The sequence below is a fragment of the Ramlibacter sp. WS9 genome, assembly GCF_003797765.1.
Taxonomy (GTDB): domain Bacteria; phylum Pseudomonadota; class Gammaproteobacteria; order Burkholderiales; family Burkholderiaceae_C; genus Ramlibacter.
In genome coordinates this window covers 70062-89159 of record NZ_RKMB01000019.1, presented here as the reverse complement: position 1 = coordinate 89159, position 19098 = coordinate 70062, and the positions used below count along the sequence as shown (strand labels likewise).

Below are 19098 nucleotides of genomic sequence, written 5' to 3'. Positions count from 1 at the left end.
GGTCCTTTTTCCCCTGTCAATGAGCCCACCCCTGACCGCCGCTGCGCCCGCCTGCCCCTCGTTGCCCGACATCGTCGCGCTGCGCGCACGCGCGCAGCCCGATGCATGGGCCGTGCACACACCGGAGTCTTCGTGGCGTTGGAGCGAACTCGCTGAGCGGGTAGTGAGCGCTAGCAGCGCGCTGGGGAGCCTCGGCGTGCAGGCGGGCGAGCGGCTGGTGATGGTCTCGGAGAACAGCGCCGACACGCTCGTGCTGCTGCTCGCCGCGCAGAGCTTGCGGGCCTGGCCGGCCGTGCTCAACGCACGCCTGCCGCTGGCCGAACTGCGGCGCCTGGCCCAGTGCGCCGACCCGCGCTGGCTGCTCTTTTCGCTGGACGGTTCCCCTGACACTGCCGAACACGCCCGCCGCCTCGAAGCGCGGCCGCTCGAGATCGAAGGCCTGGGCCGGCTCGCACTGCATTGCTTCAACTCCGGCGCCGCGGCCGAAGCAGACGCGGCCGACATCGCCTTGCTCGTTTTCACGTCGGGCACGTCCGGGCAGCCCAAGGCGGTGATGGTGTCGCACGAGAGCCTGATCAACATGGGCCGCGTTGTCGGCCAAGCCCGGGGCACCACCGCCGCCGACACGATCGACGTCGCCGCCCCCCTCTCGCATGCCATGGGCTTGTCCAGCGCCGTACCGGCTCTCCTGTTCGGCGCGGCCATCCGGCTGCGGCCGCGCCTGTCGCCGGCCGAACTGGTCGAAGCCATCGCGCGCGGCAGCGTGCAGCAGGCGTCCATGGTGCCGGCGGGCTGGGCCCGCCTGCTCGATCGCATCGAGCAGGAACAAATCGATCTATCAGGGCATGGCTTGCGCACGCTCGTGGCCGGTGGCGCGCCGCTGGACCCGGCACTGAAAGCGCGTGTCGAGCGGGCTTTCGGGCGGCCTCTGGTCAACGCCTATGGGATGACCGAATGCGCACCGCTCTCGCGCACGCGCTCCGGCTCCGAAACGTTGCCGTGGAGCGTCGGCCCGCCCGAAGCCACAGTGGAAGTGCGGATCGTCGACGCATCGGACCAGCCCGTCTCGACCGGCGATGTGGGCGAGATCCAGGCGCGCGGTCCCGGCGTGATGCGCGGCTACTACCGGAACGAAGCAGCCACGCGCGAAGTGCTTCGCGAGGGCGGCTGGTTCGCCACCGGTGACCTGGGGCGGTGGCTGCCCGACGGTGACCTGGCCGTGGTGGGCCGTCGCAAGGAAATGATCATCCGCTCGGGCTTCAACGTTTATCCGGCGGAGGTCGAGGCCGCTATTGCGACGCACGCCGCCGTGCTGCAGGCGGCCGTCGTCGGGCAGGCGGGCGACCTGGGTGACGAGATGGTGGTCGCCTTCATTGAATTGCGCCCGGGCCTTGACGCCACCGACGTGCTGCGCGATGAGCTCGCGGCGCACGTACGCCACCAGCTCGCCGCCTACAAGTGCCCGTCGCGCTACGTGTTCGTCGAGGCGATGCCGATGGGTCCCACAGGCAAGGTCCTCAAGCGCGAACTTGCATCACAACTCGAAACGGCCTCATGAAACCCAACCATCTCAACGCGCGCAGGCGCTCCCTGCTGCTCGCGTCCGCCGGCCTGGTGGCCGCCTCCGTGGCTCGAGCCCAGGCAGACTTCCCCACCCGGCCGCTGCGCCTGGTCGTTCCCTTCCCCGCCGGCGGCCCGACCGACTCGGTGGCGCGACTGGTCGGAGCGGAGATGGCTGTGCAGCTGAAGCAGACGGTCGTCATTGACAACAAGTCGGGCGGCGTCGGTCAGATCGGCCACGAAGACGTGAGGCGCAGCCCGGCAGACGGCTACACGTTGGTCTCGCTGGTCATCCCGGCGGTGCTGAACTACCACTTCCTCGGCAAACAGTTCTCGGCGGCGCGCGACTTCACGCCCATCGGCCTCATCGCTACGCAATTCAACGTTCTCGTCATCAACCCCGCGCTGCCCGACATGGCGGGCGTTACGACGGTGGCGCAGCTGATGGCGGCCGCAAAAAAACGACCCGGCGGGCTGGCCTACACCAGCGCCGGCCAGGGCAGCCTGGGGCACCTCACCGGCGCGCGGCTCGCACAGATGGCCGGCGCGCCGATGACGCACATCCCCTACCGCGGCGCGCAGCCCGCGATGCTGGACGTGCTCGGCGGGCAGGTCCCCATGATGCTGGCCGACTCGGCAACGGCATTGCCCCAGTTGCGCTCTGGAAAGCTGCGTGCGCTGGCGGTAACGAGCAGCCAGCGCGTGAAGGATTTGCCCGAAGTACCCACGCTGGTGGAACAGGGATTCCCGGACCTGGTGGTGACCCCCTGGAGCGGCCTGGCCGCGTCGCCCGGCTTGAGCGCGACGGTGCAGGCACGGCTCGCTGCGGCCCTCAAGGCTGCAATGGATTCCCCAGCGGTGCAGGACAAACTGCAAGGCATGGGCATGACGCCGCACTACTTGAACCCCAGCGATTTCGCCGCGCTCGCCGACGCCGATTTCGCCACCTATGGCCGAGTCATCCGCGAAAACGGTATCGCTGCGCAGTAGATGAGAAGAAAATACGCCCATAGGCCCGAGCAGGAGACAAATATGGCCACCCATCAAACCGCCAGTCGTTGGCAGCACTTCATTCGTACCTTCATCGCCTGCTGCGCCGTGTTCGCCGCGCCGGCGGCGCAGGCCCAGGCCCCGGCTTCCTATCCGAGCCGCCCAGTCACCCTCGTTGTCCCCTTTGCCGCGGGCGGTGCGACCGACGTGGTGGCCAGGCTTTTGGCCGGCGAAGTCAGCCAGCAACTCGGCCAACCCGTGCTGGTCGACAACAAGCCGGGCGCCGCCGGCGCGCTGGGCGCGAACCACGTCGCCAAGTCCGCGCCCGATGGCTACACCGTCTGCCTGTGCGGCGGCGGGCCGATGGTGATGCTCGCATTGCTCGACCCCAAGCTGCCATATGTCCCCACTCGCGACCTGGCGCCCGTGATCCTGAGCCACCTGGTGGACTTCGTCATGGTGGTGCGGGCCGACACGCCCTACAAGACACTCGCCGAACTGGTCGCCGCGGCCAAGGCCCGCCCCGGCGCGATCAGCTATGGGTCGACGGGAATCGGCGGGCCGGCGCACCTGGGCATGGAACTGTTCAAGCAGCGCGCCGGCGCCAGCTTCCTGCACGTGCCATACAAAGGCGAGAGCAACGTCACGACGGACATGCTCGGCGGCCAGATCGAGATCGGCCTGTTCTCGGTGCAGCAGGCAACGCCGCTGATCACGGCAGGCAAGGTGCGCGCGCTGGCCGTGTGGCCGCCGATACGGTCGAAGACCCTGCCCACGGTTCCGACGGTGGCCGAACAAGGCTATCCGGACTACTTCGCCGGCACCTTCGTCGGCATCAACGTCGCCGGCGCCACGCCTGCACCCATCATCGACAAGCTGTACACGGCTTTCGACGCAGCGCTGAAGAAGCCCGCTGTGCGCGGCAAGCTGGAGGAAATGGGGTTCACGCCGATGGCGTTGCCGCCCGCCGGCTACGCCGCCTTCCTGCATCGCGAACACGAAAAATGGGCGAAGGTGATCGCCGAGACGGGCATGAAGGGACGCGAATAAATGTCGGCACTTCCACTCTCCGGCATTCGCGTCCTCGATCTCTCCCGCGTTCTTGCCGGCCCGCTGGCGGCGCAGATGCTGGGCGACCTCGGCGCCGAGGTCATCAAAGTCGAGCGCGCCGGCGCCGGTGACGACTCACGCAAGATGGGCCCCCCCTTCCTCAAGGACACGGACGGCCGCGACACCCGCGAGTCACCCATCCTGCTGGGCACCAACCGCAACAAGAAATCGATCACGCTGGACCTCGCCAAGCCGGAAGGCCAGGAGATCGTGCGCAAGCTCGTCGAGATCTCCGACGTGGTGGTGGAAAACTTCAAGGTCGGTGACCTCAAGCGCTACGGCCTGGACCACGAGAGCCTGCGCGCGATCAATCCGCGCCTGGTGTATTGCTCGGTCACCGGCTTCGGCCAGAGCGGCCCGTACGCACCGCGGCCCGGCTACGATTCGATCTTCCAGGCCATGGGCGGTTTGATGAGCGTCACCGGCTATCCCGACGAAGAAGGCGGCGCGCCTGTGAAGACGGGCCCTTCGATCGCCGACTTCATCGGCGGCCAGTTTGCGGCGATCGGCGTGCTCGCCGCGCTGTACGAGCGCGACGGCGGGCTGCCCGAAGGCCGAAAGACGGCGAGCGGGCGGGGCCAGCAGGTCGACATCGCCCTGCTCGATTCGGTGATTGCCTCGCTCACGCACTACACCGCGCAATACCTCGCCACTGGCATCGTGCCCGTGCGACGCGGAACGCAAGGCAACGGCGGCCTGCCCTCGCAGATGTTCCCCTGCGCCGACGGCGCGGTGATGGTGGTCTGCGGCAACGACGAGCAATACCGGCGCTTTTGCAGCGCGCTCGGCCACCCCGAACTCGCCGACGACCCGCGCTTCGTCACCAACTCCATCCGCGTGCAGAACCGCAAGCCATTGGCCGACACGTTCGACGCGATCACGCGCGAGTGGAAGCAGCAGGACATCCTGGCCGCGATGGAGAACGCGGGCGTGCCGGCCGGGCCGATCTACGACCTGGAGCAGGTCTTCAACGACCCGCAGGTGAAGCACCGCGGCATGTCGGTGGAAGTGCCGCACCCGCTCTCCGGCACGGTAAAGCTCGCCGCCAACCCGATTCGCTTCTCCGATACGCCGATCACGCGCTACCGCGCGCCGCCCACCATGGGCCAACACACCAACGAAGTGCTCAAAGAACTGCTGGGCGCGGATGACGCGGAGCTGGCGCGGCTGGCGCAAGCGCGCGTGATCTGAACGTCAGGCGAGGTTGTAGCGTTCGATGTAGGCCGCGAAGCGCTCGCGGATCGCGCCGGGTTCCAGGCCGAAATGCTCCGACGTGTAGAAGTGGGCTCCGTGGCGGCCTTCCGGGTTGGCATGGATGCGCGCCTGCATCGCCTTTTCAACTTGCGGGCTCAGTTCGTAACCGAAGTGCCTGTAGATCCGCCGCACCACACCCATGGGGTCACGATGGAAGTCGCGGTGCCGCACATCGAGAAATTGTCGCGGCGGCGCCTGCTCGCGCAAGGCCATGGCCCGGGTCACGGCTTTCTCCCAGTTGGCGATTTCGCGCGCGCCGATCTCGGCAGGCACGACGTTGTCGCCTTCGCTCAGGCGGCGCGCCATCGCCAGCACGCTGCAAAGCGATGGCAGGGCCTGGACCGGATCACGGTGCGTCTGGACGATGCAGGCATCAGGGAACACCGCCAGCAAATGATCGAGGGTGTGGATGTGGCCGGGGTTCTTGAGCAACCAGGGCCTCGCGTCCCCGGCGCCGATGACGCTCAGTGCGTTCGCATAGCGCCGGTACGAAGCGCCTTCGTCCTGCCCCGCCCACCACGCGTCATAGCCCGGCACGCGAAAGGTCGAGCCGTAGGTGTTGCTGCAGAAGCCTTGCTTCAGCACTTCGAGGCACTCGTCCACGTCGTCCGCCACCATGTCGTGTGCTGCGCGCATCTCCGGCGCGCGGGCGAGGAAGGCTTCGATGCCCGCCACCGTCGCCTGGTACATCGGGTTGGAAGGCCAACTCGCGCGCGGGGGACGCGGCACCGGGAACGCGGTGAGCCAGCGCTCCAGTCCCTGGAACTGCGGATCCACTGACAGCAACTTGTGCAGCGCCGTGGTGCCGGTGCGGGGAACGCCGGTGATCACCAGTGGACGCACGATAGTGCGCGCGGCCTCCTCCGGGAGGTCGCGCAAGCTGCGCTGCAAGGTCAACCTCGCTACCAGCACTCCGACCAGTGTGCCGAAGACGAACTCGCGGCCACCCGGGGCGAGGCGCGGGCCGTCGCGGTCGAGCGCATCCAGCAGGCGCGTCAGTCCGGGCTGGTAATCGTGTGACGGTCCGAAGTCGTCAAGGCCGGTGGCGGCGCTGGCCGCTGCGTGCAAAGCGTCGCCGGATGCGGAGAAGGTGTTGGGAATGTTCATGATGGTGTTGATGTGGCTGGCCTACCAGCGTCGCCTCAATTGCGCGCCAATGCGCCGGGCCCGGAGCGTTGCCGAACGTTCCTGCGCGGACACGAGCGGCGTGTCCGTGGGGAGGTGCTCCCGCAGGCGCGACAGAGGCACTCGCTCGAGCGTCGGCATGGGGTGGGAGCTGCAGCCGTACCAGCGGCCGATGGCAGTGCCGCGGTTGAATCCGGCCGTGTCGAGCCAGTTGGGCACACCCGGATCGCGGTGTGCGATCACGGCGCGGAACTTGCCGTCGCCGTCGATGCGCGCTTGGTGGCCGTTCAGGCTGCTTTGCCTTCCCACGAAATCGATGGTGTTGAACAGCGGATCGTTGAGCTGCACGTTCCAGTAGCGACGGGTCTCTGGCAACTCGGTCTCCAGGACCAGGGCTTCGTCGGGGCCGAAGTCGAACAGCGCCTGCCAATATGCCTGGTTGGTAAGCCCGCCGCCGAAGGCGTGGAACTCGAAGCGGTTGTGCGTGTCGCGTTCGCGCAGCTGGCGCAGGTGCGTGAGCCACATCTGCGATAGCCGACGCACGAATCCGCCCATCAGCGCTTGCGTCCGCTCCGCGATCTCGGCGGCGCTCATAGTCGGCTTCAGGGATTGCGTATCGACTCGCTCGATGGCCAAGCGCGCGTCCCGCTCGTTGCCCCAGTCGTAGCTGCGCTGCCGCACCATGAAGAACTCGGCCGAAGGATCGAGCGGCAGCCAGTTGCCCTGATGCCCTGCCGGTCGCTCGGCGCTCACCAGAACTTCGAAGCGGCCTTGCGCGTCACGCTCCAGCGAGTCGAGATCGACTTGGAGCAACGGCGGCGCGGACCGGTCTGCCATGCCCATCATCTGGCGGCCCACGTCCAGGGTGAGCAGGTGCACACTGCCCCGCTCGCCGACGATGCGATAGCTGCCCCCGCCCTGGACCGGCGCGAACACGTAGGCGTCATCCGGGTTGGGCTGCAGCATGAACACCGAGTTGAGGAATGGCATCCAGTCGGGGTGCTCGGCGGTGGCGCCGAAGTACATGAAGTAGCCCAGCGACAGGTTCATCTGGAGCTGCCGGTACAGTTCGGCGCGAAGTTGTTCGCTGTCGGGATGCTCGGTCAGCGCCGTCAGGTCGCCGGCCGACTCGAGCATCGCAAGGTAGGACTTCCAGGTCAGCAGCGATGAGGCCATCTCTTGTTCCTCAGGAAGACCAGGGGTCGACCATCAGCTTGCACTGGTGGCTGCGCTCGCGCAGCGCCTCGAAGGCAGCGGGCAAGGCGTCCAGCGAGACGCGATCGGTGATCATCGCGCGCGGCTCCACATGGCCGGCGTCGAAGGTGTCGGCCACGTGCGCGAACTCCGCCATGCTGTACGTGACTGCGAACTGCACCCGCACTTCCTTCCACACGGCGATGGCGGGAATGAAGCTGTCGGCCACCGTGCAAAAGCCCAGCACAACCACATGGCCCGATGGGCGAACGCAGTTGATCGCCTGCGCGATCAGGTCTTTCTGTCCGGCGCATTCGAAGACCACGTCGGGCGGCCCGCCGAGCGCCTCCGCGGCCAGCGCCGGCAGATTTTCGTCGGGCTCGGGCAGCACGAACTGCGTGGCGCCCATCGCCAGAGCCAAGGCCTCGCGGCGGCGCGAACCGGCGGTGACCGCGATGCGGCCGGCGCCCATGCGCCGCGACCAGAACACTGCGGCAAGGCCCACCGGCCCCGCGCCGATGACCAGCACGCGCGCGCCGGGCGCCAGGCGCGCCAGCGCCACGCCGTGCAGGCCCACCGCCATGGGCTCGACCAGCGCGCCGTCCTCCATCGACAGGCTGGCCGGCAAGCGCGTCGCGACGCGTTCCTTGACCGCCATGTATTCGGCGAAGCCTGCGGCGTGGCCCTGGAACTTCGCGCAGAAGTTGGGCTTGCCCGCCAGGCAGGTGGCGCAGCGCCCGCAGCCGAAGAACGGCAGCGCGGTGATGCGATCGCCCACCTTCAGTCGCTCCACGTGCGGCCCGACCGCGACAACCTCGCCCGCGAACTCGTGCCCAAGCGGCGAATTTCCGGGATAGCAGAAGCCGGGCGCGTGGCCGTCGGTCATGTGCAGGTCGGTGCCGCAGACACCGCAGCGGTGGACCTTGATCACGACTTCGCCTTCGGCGGGTGTCGGGTCGGGCCGCTGCTCGATCACGAGCGGCTCGCCGGCGCGCTGGAAGATGGCTGCTCGCATGGGTCGTTGTCCTTATTGCGGATCGGTCACAGTCGACCAGGGTTCGCTGTAGTCGCCGACACACTTAGCGATGGCGGCAAGGATGTCAGGCGTCAGCCGTGGCACCACATCAAGTGCCTTGAGGTTGGCGCTCAATTGCGCCGGCCGCGAGACGCCGAGGATTGCCGTGCTGACACGGGGATTCGTCAGGATCCAGGCCAGGGCCAGCTCGGTCAGCGAGCAATCGAGCTGCCGGGCAAACTGCTCCAGACCGTCCACGATGTCATTGCGCCGCTTGCCCAGCAGCGTGCCGTGGAAGCGCGCCAGGCTGGGATCCGCCGCGCGGCTGTCGGCCGGCGCACCGCCCCGGTACTTGCCGGTCAGCGTGCCGCCCGCGAGCGGGCTGAAGACGGCGATGCCCAGGCCGATGTCGTCCAACAGGCGCCGATGCTCGGTGTCCACGCGGCTGCGCCGCAAGAGGTTGTACTCCGGCTGTTCAACAACCGGCTTGTGCAGATGGTGCCGCTCGGCGATGTCCCAGGCGGCGCGAATCTCTTCGGCCCGCCATTCGGACGTGCCCCAATAAAGCGCCTTGCCCCACTCGATGATGTTGTGCATCGCCCAGACCGTCTCCTCGATTGGCGTATGGGGATCGTTGCGGTGGCAATACACGATGTCTACATAGTCCATCTGCAGCCGCTTGAGCGAGCCGTCGATGCCGTCGATCAAGTACTTCCTGTTGAGGGTGTTCCTCGAGTTCGGGCCGTCGTTGATCCCCCAGTAGTACTTGGTCGACACGACGGCCTTGAGGCGCGGCAGCTTGAGCGACCTGAAAACGCGGCCCATGATCTCTTCGGCCCGGCCACCGGTGTAGCTCTCGGCGTTGTCGAAGTAGTTGATCCCGGCATCGAGCGCAAGCGCGACGGTCTCGCGCACGGCGTTTTCATTCATGCCCTGATAGCCCCAATTGCCGGCACCGAGCGCCAGCTCGCTCAGTTTGAGGCCGCTGCGGCCCAGTCTTCTGTATTGCATGGCGACTCAGTCGGCCCGCATGATCAACGCGTGGGCTGCCATCGGCCCGATCGCGGTCACGCCGCCATCGACAGGCAACTCGACGCCCGTGATGAAGCGCGCCTCGTCGCTCGCCAGAAAGCACACCGCCAGCGCCACATCCCAGGCATCACCTTCCAGGCCGAGCGGGCCGATCTTGCGGCGCGTCTCGCGCATATCGGCGGGCAGGACGTGCATCGCGTGGGGCGTCATCAAATGCCCGGGCGCCACGGTGTTGGCGCGTATGCCGTCACGGCCGTGCATCACGGCGATCTCGCGCGCCAGTTGCGCCATCGCGGCCTTGGACGTGCCATAGGCGAGCGAGCCGAGCGCGCCGATGCCGGCAATCGACGAGATATTCATGATGGACCCGCCCCCGGTCTTCGTCATTTCGGGGATCGAATACTTCGACATCAGCATCGCGCTCTTGAGGTTGATGTCGAAGATGCGCGACCACGCGGCGTCGTCGATGCTTTCGAGCGTCGTCGGGGTCGAAATGCCTACGTTGTTGACCAGGACGTCCAGCCGTCCGAAACGTGCGACGGTTTCCGACACCAGCCGTGCGCAGGCTTTGCCATCGCTGACGTCGCCCCCAAAGGCGAATGCATCGCCACCTTCGCGATTGATGCGCAGGGCGGTTTCTTCGGCCCGGGCCAGGTCGATGTCGCTGCAGCAGACGCGAGCGCCCTCCCCTGCCAGAACGAGTGCAATGGCGCGACCGATACCCACTTGAGACCCTTCGGCACCGGCGCCGGTAACCACAGCGACTTTGCCCGCAAGGCGGCTGCCGTACTTTTGCGGTTGCGGCATCGCTTCAGTTCTGCGGCCGCATGTTGACGACGCGCCGGTCTTCAAACGCGATGATCACTTCCTTCCCCGGCTTGTACCGGTCCGGGATTTCATGGAGCGGCATCCTGTCGCCCTGGTGGCCACGGACAAAGCTCGTGCTGTCGAAGGCGAGTTCGTGCACGCCGTTGGCGTCCTCGACCTTCAAGCCGGTTTTCGTGACCTCGGTCAGCGTTCCGACCAGCGGCACCTTGCCGGTGGAAGGCATGATGCGCGTGTCGAGCGACATGCGAAAGCGGTCCGCCGAGATATTCGACAGGCCGCTGTGCGGCGTATGCAGCCCCATCATCAGTACATCACCGGGCTTGTAGTCGGTCCGGCGCCATTGGCCGCTGGGCACATCCTGCTCATCGATCGGCAGGATATTCGTGCCCTCGCGGCGGTGCAGGCACGGCCCCTTGTGCACGCCCTCCAGCAAGGCAACGCCGCCCGTGTCTTCGTCGATGTCATCGACGGGAACCCAGCAGATCAGGAAGGGCAGCCCGTCGTTGTAGACACCGTCCTCATGGATCAGGTCGAAGCGCGATGTGCTGCGATCGCTGACCGGCGGGTTGGTCCGGTGCATCGTGAACGGGATCCAGAACGGATCGCAGCCGAACAGCTTCGCGAAGAATGCATTGATCGTCGGCGCTTCGTGGAGGATCTTGTGGACCTTGGCGTCGTTCAGCCGGGTCAGGGCGGTATGAAGATGCAAGCCGGACACGTCGGCCCCGTTGTAGCGAGGCGACGGCCCTTCCATTCTGGCGACGCCCATCTCCAGCAGATAGTCGGTGTAGGTCTGACGGATGCGACCAATGACTTCCTTGTCCAGCACGTCCCGGAAAAACCAGTAGCCGTCTCGTTCCCACGCCGCTGCAAGCGCCTCGCGGTCATCGAGCAGGTCATTCGCGCATTTGAGTTCGCCCATCGGCGCACCGAGTTTTGATGTCCGCATGCGTTCATATTTTCGACCTTCGTTCAACTATGTTGAACTAGGGATTTCCCGCGAAGTCAGGCTGGGCGGCCGGCCAGTTCCTGCTCGATGCCGGAGATGACCCGGTCGAGGGCCGTCTCGAACTGCGACTCGTACGAGCCGGCTTGCATGAGCGGCAAGACTTGGCTGACGCAGGGGAACATGCCCGGGTGTTTCTTGATGAGGGCGGTGGCGCGTGTTCGGTAGAGGACGGGCGTGAACTTGGCGGGCTGCTTGTCGTCGACCAGCGTGATCGGGTTGAGCAGGAAGGACATCGACATCAGCACGGGCAGCGACTGCTGTGCCTTGAAGCCGGCATCGTGCATGACGCTGAGCACCGCCTCGGCCCAGAGCAGCGAAGCGACGGACGACTCGCGATGCACCAGCAGAAACTTGGCAAGGCCCGGGACACGCATGAACACACGCTGCTGCTCGATGATCAGCGTCCGCAGGCGCTGGGGCCACGGCAGGCTCCGATCGGACTTCGGGATCTGCGCGAGGATCTCCACCGCGCAGAGGTCGAGGAGCTCGTCTTTGTCCTTCACGTGGTGGTAGATCGCCGTCGGCGTGACGTCGAGCGTCGCGGCGAGCTGCCGCATCGACAGGCCGGCCAGCCCGTCCTTTTGCAGCAGCCCGATAGCCGCCGTGACGATGACTTCCACCGTCAGATTGTCGCGCACGGCCGCCGGGGCGGACTTGCCGGCGGACTTTTTCTTCACTGCTTCCTTCATGGACTCCTTGCGTCGCACTGTGTGGTGCGACTATACGTCGCCCTATCGCCAGCCGCTGGCGGCGAGCGCTTCGGGAGAGAAGTAGTTCGGCGGCAACGCGCCGCGCGAATGCCAACCCGTCATCCCCGGCTCGACCCAGCCGGACAGCGAATACGCGCCCTTCACGTGGTCGTAGAACACCTGCGCGTCCTGGCGCAGCACGCCGGTTTCCTGCGCCACATACAGCGGCCACACCGACGAGCGATAGAGCTTGCCGGCCTGGTCGAACGAATCGTAGAGCGCGAAGTTCCAGCTGTCCTCGTCCAGGTAGAACACCTTGCGGCTGTAGATATGGCGTGCGCCCGGCTTCAGGTCGGCTTGCACGACCCATACGCGGTGCAGCTCAAAGCGCATCACATCCGGGTTGACGAAGTTCGGCGTCAGCACCGTCTCCATGGCGCTTTGCTGCGCCTTGTACGCGTTGTAGGGGATGTACATCTCGCGCTTGCCGAGCAGCTTGAAATCGAAACGGTCCATCTTGCCGTCGAACCCGGCAATCTCGTCATAGACCTTCACGCCGCTTTCCTGAGCGTTGACCGTGTCGTACTTGAACTCGGGCGCGAGGCGCACGCGCCGCTGCCCTTGCGTGTAAGACCACGCGTTCTGTTCCTTGATGTCCAGGCGCAGCGGGCTCACGCGCATGTCGCGGGCCCCCGTGCGGGCCGCGGGCGCGGTGATGTAGTTGACGAGTCGCAGGAAGTACTCGGGGTTCTTGATGCTCGGGTCCCAGTACTGGTGCTCGTAGTCCACAGCCGCGCGGTAGATCAGCGAGCGGTTGCCCGAACCGTCCATGAACCAGGCGGCATAGGAATCGGCGCGCTCGTATGGCTGCTTGTAGCGCAGGATCGCGTTCCACATCGCCTCTTTGCCCGCGTGCGGAACGGGGAACGGGACTTGTGCGTGGGCACCCTCGATGCCGTCGCCATCACCCACGAGCTTGGGGCTGTTGACGTTCTTCACGGTGTTCTCGAGCACGAACTTCGGCAGCGACGCGGTGCGACGCGTCGGGTAAACGTCGACGCGATAGCCCGCGTGTGTCTTCAATAAGTGCTTGGTGCCCTCGTTCAGCTTGGACGCGTACTTGTCCATGTTGGCTGCGGTGATGGAGAACAGGGGCTTGTCGGCAGCAAACGGGTCGGTGTAGGGGAAGCCGCCCGCCGGGTTCACCGGCGCGTACGGCTCGACGGGCTTGGTGATCACTTTGGCCGGGTCGTAGGCCGGAATGGTGCCTTCGGCATTGCCGGCCCGGATGGCGCCGACTTCAGTCAGAGACTTGCCCAGCTCGGCGGCTTCGGCGGGCGTGGGGCCCGCCATCACGGGCAGTGCGTTCAGCGCCAGCAGGATGGCCGCGAGAAGGCGATGGGGTGTGTTCATGCGTGTACTCCTGGGATGTACGTTGAATGGAGGTGGGCGGTCAGAACGAGGACTTGAGGCTGACGTTCAGCCAGCCGCGGTCGTTCTGCCACCAGGTGCCCGAGCCGGTCATGCCACCGCTCGCGGTGGTTTCGGCGTGCGAGCGGCCGCCGGTGTACGCGATCTTCACGACGTGCTTTTGCCGCACGTCGAACTGCAGCCCCACCTGGTAGAGCGCCTGTTTGGCGGCGATGGTGGCCGCGTTGGCGTTGCCCTTCAGGCCATACGTGATGAACATCGGCGCGCTCATGTCAACGCCGGGAACCACCTGCAGCCACCGCGGCTGGAAGTTGGCCGAAACGATCCACGCGCCCTTGTTGCTGATGCAGCCGTTGTCCTCGCTGCCCGCGCCGAAAGCGCCTGCCGCGTTCTGGCAGAACGGCGAGCCGACGTTCTGGTAGCCGGCGGGCGTGCCGGGTGCATTGCCCGTGACGAACGCGCCCATGCCGTTGAGCCCCGGGTTGTAGGTGACCTTGCGCACCTTGGAGTACGCGAGCTCCATCGCCAGCTCGCCGGCCTCCCACAGCGGCGTCTTGGGCAGCAACTTGACCACGTTGACCAATGCACCCGCGGTGTTGCCGCGCGCCGGCGCATCGGAGTCGAGCAGCGCCGACACGGCGGCGGCGGTCTTGATCGATGTGTTCTGGCGGTACGTCAGTTCGCTGCCGAAGTTCAGGCCCCAGAGGTTCGTCTCGCCCGCCACGCCGATGAGCCGGTTCTTCTGGTCGTTGTAAGCCATGCCGATGTGCCCGCCGAAATCCGGTGAGTACAGGTTGCCGATCATCTTCTCGTAGAACTCGCGGTAGACCAGGCTCACGTTGGAGCCGCCCCAGGACTCAGGGCCGTACTTGACCATCACGCCCCAGTCACCGCCCTTCTTCGGCGGCTTGTACTTTTCGGGCAGCGCGCTCGGGCCGTTCGGGCCCCAGAAGGCGCCGGCGAAGTATTCGTAGAAGGTGCCCGCTTCGGGGTAGCGGCGCGGCCGCCACTCCAGGGTGTAGAGACCCGACACGGACAACGCGGGATCGATCGCCAACGTGCCGGTCAACTGGTTCAACGGCAGCAGGATTTCCTTGGTCTGCGCGCCCGGGCTCGCGGCGCCCTTCTGGTTGTCGATCGGCGACTGGTCGTAGGCGATGGCGCTGTGATACGACTGCGGGAACAGCGAGTTGCCCCAGTACACGCTGTGGCGGCCAAGCTTGGCCGACGCGGTCATCTGGCCCATGTCCACGGTGGTGAAGGCGAATGCATCCAGGAACTCGCCCGACGGCCCCGTGATGTAGCGCCGCGTGTACGGCGAGTACTCGCCGTTCGCATACCAGTTGGCGATGGTGCCGGTGGGGTCGTTGACCTTCTTGCCGTAGGTCGGGTCATACCAGGCCGCGCCTGTGACGCGCACGCCGGACCGCTCCTTGTAGACGATGTCGAACTCGGTGAACAGGTCGAAGCGGTTGAGCATCACGTCGCCGCGCTCGAACTGGTTGTCGCCGATGGCGGACAGCACCGGCGCGCCGGGGTTCGACAGGCGCATGCGCGGGTCGATCTTCTGCATGCGCCAGCCGGCGTTGTACCGCACCTCGGTGTCGAGGCGAATGGCGAGATCGGGGTTGCCCGTCTCGATGGGGAAAGCCTGGGCGGCGGCGCCGCACACGAGCGGCGCCAGGGCGAGGTATGCCTTCATGTCTTGTCTCCGATGTGGTTCTTGTGGGTGCGGCTTACCAGGCCGCGGTGGCGTTCAGGAAATCGCTGTAATAAGGCATGTGGGCGAGCATTCCGCCGTCGACGGCGATGTCCTGTCCGGTGACGAAGGCGCCGTCGTCAGACACCAGATAGGCAACCGCCGCGGCAATGTCTTCCGGCAACCCCAGGCGCGGCGCGAGCGTGTTGTCCGCCATGACCTTCACCATGGCCCCTTGCACGTTCTTCTGTCCGCCTTCGGTGCGGATGAGTCCGGGCGAGATGGTGTTGCAGCGGATGCCCTGCTTGCCATAGATGGTGGCGACGTAGCGTGCGAAGTTCGTCACCGCCGCCTTCGATGCGCCGTAGGCGATGTTCGACAGGTCGCCGCGATGCGCCGAGCCGGAAGACGTCATCACGATGGCGCCGCCGCCCGCCTTGAGCATGTGGGGGATGGCGTATTTGCAGCCCGCCACATAACCCCGCACATTGACGGCAAAAGTCTTGTCCCAGACGTCGAAGTCGATGTCGACCGGGTTGTTGTCGCGCTTGATGTGCTCGTTGGCCATGATGGCCGCGTTGTTGTGCAGGATGTCCAGGCGCCCGAATCGCGCGACGGCGGCGGCGATCAGCTCCTCGACCGACTTGACGTCACCTGCATCGAAGGGAACAGCCAGCGACACATCGCCCAGCTCCTTGGCGAGCTCGTGCGCGCGCAGTGCGTCGAGATCGCCGATGACGACGCGCGCACCTTCGCGCACCAACCGCCTGCATGTCGCGGCGCCGATGCCGGACGCGCCACCGGTGACCACCGCCACCTTGCCTGAAAGACGTTCCATGATTTGGTTCTTTCAGGTAGTGGGTGTGGTTTCGCGAACCGGGATGACGTCCCCGGCGACGGAGAAGCCCTTGCTCGCGTACTCCTCGATCGCGCGTTTGAGCTCGGCGGAGCTGCCGTAGACCGGGTCTGTGGGATAGAACACGCGGCCCGAGGCGCCCTTGCCCGGCTCCACGCCGAGCGTGATGGCGACCTTGCTCCCGGTCGTCACGACGGACAGCAGGATGATGTCGCTGATCTCTTCGTCGGTGAAGAACTGGCGCGCCGTGTCCAGCACAGCCGGCGTCACCATCTTCGGGGCGGAGGCGATGGCGCTGGTGATGCGCAGTGCGGCCTTGATCTTCTCGGGCAGCGTGCTCGTCTCGAAGCGCGACAGCTGTTCGACATAGCTCTCGTCGAGACCGGATTGCACCGCGATGGCCGCGCGTGCGTTCATGCAGTACTCGCAGCCCTGGTACTTGGCGTTGAAGAGGCGAATGCACTCGTGCACCACGGCGTCGAGGCGGATGGAGCCTTCGCTGGCGATGGGGATGCCGGACAGGCGCGTCAACTCGATCGGGATGGCGATCTTGGCCGCCGGGGCGTCGCTGCCCTCGGAGAGCATGGTGAAGCCTTGCGCGAGCTCGGCGGGGATTCGGGGTGTGGTGGACATGGGCGGTTCCTCGGAGTCAGGCGGCTTGGAGCAAACGGAAGTCGCTCAGCGTCTTCGGCACGACCGGGCCGGGGCGCACGTCGAAAGCGACCACGCTTCTTTGCAGCTGGTCGACGACGCTCAGCGCCTTGACGAAGTAGATGAACTGCTCGGAGCCGAGGACCTTCTGCACACGATCCACGTCTTCGTCACTGATGCTGCTGGACTGGATGACGAACAGCTCGGCGAAGGCGAGGCACAGGCGCTCGGTTTCGGTGAAGAGAGGTGATGTGCCGTAGTCGCCGAGGGCACCGATCTTCGCTTCCGAGAGGCCCGCGGCCGAGGCGGGTGCATAACGAAGGCTGCGGTCGAAATCGCTGTCGACCAGCTGCGCCATGCGCAGGCGGCACAGCTCGATGAGGACCGGGTCAGCGCGCGCGACCGAGGCCTGGTAGTCGGCCATGAATACCGAATAGAACCCGGGGCGAACGCCCCAGGCCTGGTCCAGCTCGGTCGGTCCGGCGGCCAGGTGTTTGACTTGAGCCAAGCGAGGTCTCCTCGTCGCGGTGCCGCGCTCGGCGAGCGCTACTTAACACCGTTATGTGGAGATTGTTTAACGCTGTTAAGTCGCGGTCGCTAGGTACTTTCCCGAACGACGTTTATATTTCCGACCAGCGGTTCGGTAGAGGCCTTCAGCCCGCCGTGAGCTGCCTGGCGACCACCGCAAACTCGTCCATCAACGAGGCGAGTTCGACCGCGCCCTTCTTCTCGCAGATCTCCGCCCAATGCGAGGCGATGTCTTCGGCACGCGGTGCTTCCATGCGCGGGCCGACCCAGCCTTCGCCCATGCTGAGGAAGGCACGCGCATAGCGGCCCAACGTGGACGAATAGATGCTGTGCGTGCTGTCGCAGGCTTCGCTGCACAGGTAGACCACGAGCGGGGTGACGAAGCTCGGGTCCGCGGAGTTGCCCAATTTGTCCCCCAGCGCGGCGTAGAGGGCGCCGGCCGATTCCATCAGCTTCGGATCCATCGCCGCCGCCATGCGGCTCATCGCCGTCGGCAACAGCGCATTGGCCTTCACGCCATGAGGCGCACCTTCGAGCGACAGGATGTTCATCAGCCCCACGAGGCCCGCCTTGGCCGCACCATAAGCGGCCTGCTGCTCGTTGCCCAGCATGCCGGCGGCCGAGGAAGCGAAAACGATGCGGCCATAGCCCTGCTGTTTCATCAACCGGAACGCCGGGCGAGCCACGTTGAAGGCGCCCTTCAGGTGCACTTCGATCATGGCGTCGAGCGTGTCGTCGGGCAGTTCGTCGATCGGCGCGTTGCGCAGGCTGCCGGCGTTGCTCACCAGCACGTCGACGCGGCCAAACGCATCGAGCGCCGACTCGACGATGGCCTTGCCGCCGGCTGAAGTCGATACGGAATCGTACGACGCCACGGCCTTGCCGCCGGCCGCCTTGATCTCGGCGACGACCGCGTCGGCCATCGACGACGAGCTGCCCTTGCCGTCGAAGCTGCCGCCCAGGTCGTTGACCACCACGGACGCGCCGCGCGCGGCGAGGTCCAATGCATAGCCTCGCCCCAGGCCTCCTCCCGCACCGGTGACGATGGCGACGCGGTTGTCGAAGCGGATGGCTGAACTCATGCGATGTCTCCTGTTGCTGTGTTCTTGATGCGAGAGCCGACCGGGCGCGCCGCGAGGTGCAAGGCGCCCACGCGCGCGGTGGCGGCCAGGGCGTCGTCGATGACGCGGTCGATGATGGTTTCGGCGCTTTCGATGGCGTCGGCAAAGACCGCGGCGGGCCCGTAGTCGAGCATTCCGTTACGGGTGTCGCCGCTGACGTAGGCGTGGTGGGCGAGCTTGCCCATCACATGCGGGCGGTACTGTTCGAAATCGGTGACCTTCGCGTCGTCCAAGGCCAACGCTGCCTCGGCGCTGGCGTTGCGGTAGACGCGATGGTGGTCGCGGATCGCTTTCTTCACGACCACGCTTTCCGTGCCGTCGCCCCGCACCACCTGCTCTTTGGTGTGCGGATGGATCCAGAGCTCCTCGGTCACCATCATGCGCGTGCCCATGATGACGGCGTCGGCGCCCATTGCCAACACGGCCGCGAGTTGGCTGCCGGTTCCAATGCCCCCGCCGATCACCAGCGGCAGGTCGATCACCTGCGCCGCGTGCGCCGCCTGCACCATGGAGCTGATGCCGTAGATGCCCGGGTGGCCGCCGCAGTCGTTGCCGACGACGATGATGCCGTCCACGCCGAGCTTCGCCACGCTTTGCGCGTAGCGCACCGCCGGCACCTTGTGCAGCACCTTGATGCCGGCCTGCTTGAGCAAAGGGACGATCGGCTCCGGGCTGGCGCCCGCGGTCTCCACACAGGCCACGCCCTCTTCGACCAGGATGTCGATCTGGCGCCTGACGCGGTCGACACCGCCCTCCTGGCGCGAGATGTAGAGGTTCACGCCGAAGGGCTTGCCTTCGGTGAGGTCGCGGCACTGTTCGAGTTGCGCGCGGAACTCAGCGGGTTCCGGGAAGCCGGCGGCGACGATGAATCCCATGCCGCCCGCGTTGACGACCGCGGCGACGTAGCGGGCGTCCGAGACCTTGGGCCCCAGGCCACCGGCCAGGATCGGATGGCGAATGCCGAGCAGCTCGGTGATGCGCGTGCGAAACGATGGCGGGCGCATGC

At 66.3% G+C, this 19098-nt stretch carries 18 protein-coding genes; 4 read left to right on the top strand and 14 right to left on the bottom strand.

The window, feature by feature from the left end; all coding sequences use genetic code 11:
- Positions 1 to 19: 19 nt before the first annotated feature.
- Genes EEB15_RS23790 through EEB15_RS23775 form a run of 4 tightly spaced genes read left to right on the top strand, consistent with a single transcriptional unit; the run spans position 20 to position 4851 of the window.
- Positions 20 to 1558, top strand: coding sequence for a class I adenylate-forming enzyme family protein (locus EEB15_RS23790; protein ID WP_141512439.1), 1539 nt, complete (start codon positions 20 to 22; stop codon positions 1556 to 1558).
- Complete coding sequence (locus tag EEB15_RS23785) at positions 1555 to 2550, top strand: tripartite tricarboxylate transporter substrate binding protein (protein ID WP_141512438.1); 996 nt, start codon at positions 1555 to 1557, stop codon at positions 2548 to 2550. Before EEB15_RS23790 ends, EEB15_RS23785 begins: the two co-directional genes overlap by 4 nt.
- 42 nt (positions 2551 to 2592) lie before the next feature.
- On the top strand, positions 2593 to 3600 hold the full coding sequence (locus tag EEB15_RS23780; RefSeq protein WP_158290209.1) for a tripartite tricarboxylate transporter substrate binding protein: 1008 nt from the start codon (positions 2593 to 2595) through the stop codon (positions 3598 to 3600).
- Positions 3601 to 4851 (top strand): CaiB/BaiF CoA-transferase family protein, encoded by a 1251-nt coding sequence (locus tag EEB15_RS23775; RefSeq protein WP_141512436.1) that lies wholly within the window; start codon positions 3601 to 3603, stop codon positions 4849 to 4851.
- A gap of 3 nt (positions 4852 to 4854) precedes the next feature.
- Here the strand turns inward: EEB15_RS23775 and EEB15_RS23770 are convergent, their stop codons facing one another.
- The 14 genes from EEB15_RS23770 to EEB15_RS23705 form a co-directional block, all read right to left on the bottom strand.
- The gene (locus tag EEB15_RS23770; protein WP_141512435.1) at positions 4855 to 6021 is read right to left on the bottom strand and encodes a sulfotransferase; all 1167 of its coding nucleotides are present in this window, start codon (positions 6019 to 6021) and stop codon (positions 4855 to 4857) included.
- Between the two features lie 21 nt (positions 6022 to 6042).
- A complete protein-coding gene (locus tag EEB15_RS23765) occupies positions 6043 to 7215 on the bottom strand; it encodes a DUF1214 domain-containing protein (protein ID WP_141512434.1) in 1173 nt (390 codons plus the stop codon).
- Between the two features lie 10 nt (positions 7216 to 7225).
- Positions 7226 to 8248, bottom strand: a complete 1023-nt coding sequence (locus EEB15_RS23760; protein WP_141512433.1) for an alcohol dehydrogenase catalytic domain-containing protein — start codon at positions 8246 to 8248, stop codon at positions 7226 to 7228.
- 12 nt (positions 8249 to 8260) lie between these two features.
- Positions 8261 to 9259: an aldo/keto reductase gene (locus EEB15_RS23755; RefSeq protein WP_141512432.1), complete on the bottom strand. Its 999-nt coding sequence runs from the start codon at positions 9257 to 9259 to the stop codon at positions 8261 to 8263.
- 6 nt (positions 9260 to 9265) lie between these two features.
- Complete coding sequence (locus EEB15_RS23750; protein ID WP_141512431.1) at positions 9266 to 10087, bottom strand: SDR family NAD(P)-dependent oxidoreductase; 822 nt, start codon at positions 10085 to 10087, stop codon at positions 9266 to 9268.
- Positions 10088 to 10091: 4 nt separating this feature from the next.
- Complete coding sequence (locus EEB15_RS23745) at positions 10092 to 11084, bottom strand: phytanoyl-CoA dioxygenase family protein (RefSeq protein ID WP_199236610.1); 993 nt, start codon at positions 11082 to 11084, stop codon at positions 10092 to 10094.
- Between the two features lie 29 nt (positions 11085 to 11113).
- Complete coding sequence (locus EEB15_RS23740; RefSeq protein ID WP_141512430.1) at positions 11114 to 11806, bottom strand: TetR/AcrR family transcriptional regulator C-terminal domain-containing protein; 693 nt, start codon at positions 11804 to 11806, stop codon at positions 11114 to 11116.
- A 42-nt stretch (positions 11807 to 11848) separates the two neighbouring features.
- Positions 11849 to 13219, bottom strand: a complete 1371-nt coding sequence (locus EEB15_RS23735; RefSeq protein WP_141512429.1) for a DUF1329 domain-containing protein — start codon at positions 13217 to 13219, stop codon at positions 11849 to 11851.
- Positions 13220 to 13259: 40 nt separating this feature from the next.
- A complete protein-coding gene (locus EEB15_RS23730; RefSeq protein WP_141512428.1) occupies positions 13260 to 14939 on the bottom strand; it encodes a DUF1302 domain-containing protein in 1680 nt (559 codons plus the stop codon).
- 34 nt (positions 14940 to 14973) lie between these two features.
- Positions 14974 to 15774, bottom strand: a complete 801-nt coding sequence (locus tag EEB15_RS23725; protein ID WP_199236609.1) for an SDR family NAD(P)-dependent oxidoreductase — start codon at positions 15772 to 15774, stop codon at positions 14974 to 14976.
- A gap of 12 nt (positions 15775 to 15786) precedes the next feature.
- Positions 15787 to 16425 (bottom strand): carboxymuconolactone decarboxylase family protein, encoded by a 639-nt coding sequence (locus tag EEB15_RS23720; RefSeq protein ID WP_141512427.1) that lies wholly within the window; start codon positions 16423 to 16425, stop codon positions 15787 to 15789.
- Positions 16426 to 16441: 16 nt separating this feature from the next.
- On the bottom strand, positions 16442 to 16951 hold the full coding sequence (locus tag EEB15_RS23715) for a carboxymuconolactone decarboxylase family protein (RefSeq protein ID WP_141512426.1): 510 nt from the start codon (positions 16949 to 16951) through the stop codon (positions 16442 to 16444).
- Between the two features lie 145 nt (positions 16952 to 17096).
- A complete protein-coding gene (locus EEB15_RS23710; RefSeq protein ID WP_141512425.1) occupies positions 17097 to 18053 on the bottom strand; it encodes an SDR family NAD(P)-dependent oxidoreductase in 957 nt (318 codons plus the stop codon).
- The gene (locus tag EEB15_RS23705) at positions 18050 to 19096 is read right to left on the bottom strand and encodes a nitronate monooxygenase family protein (RefSeq protein ID WP_141512424.1); all 1047 of its coding nucleotides are present in this window, start codon (positions 19094 to 19096) and stop codon (positions 18050 to 18052) included. The genes EEB15_RS23710 and EEB15_RS23705 overlap by 4 nt, the downstream gene beginning before the upstream one ends.
- Between the last annotated feature and the right edge of the window lie 2 nt (positions 19097 to 19098).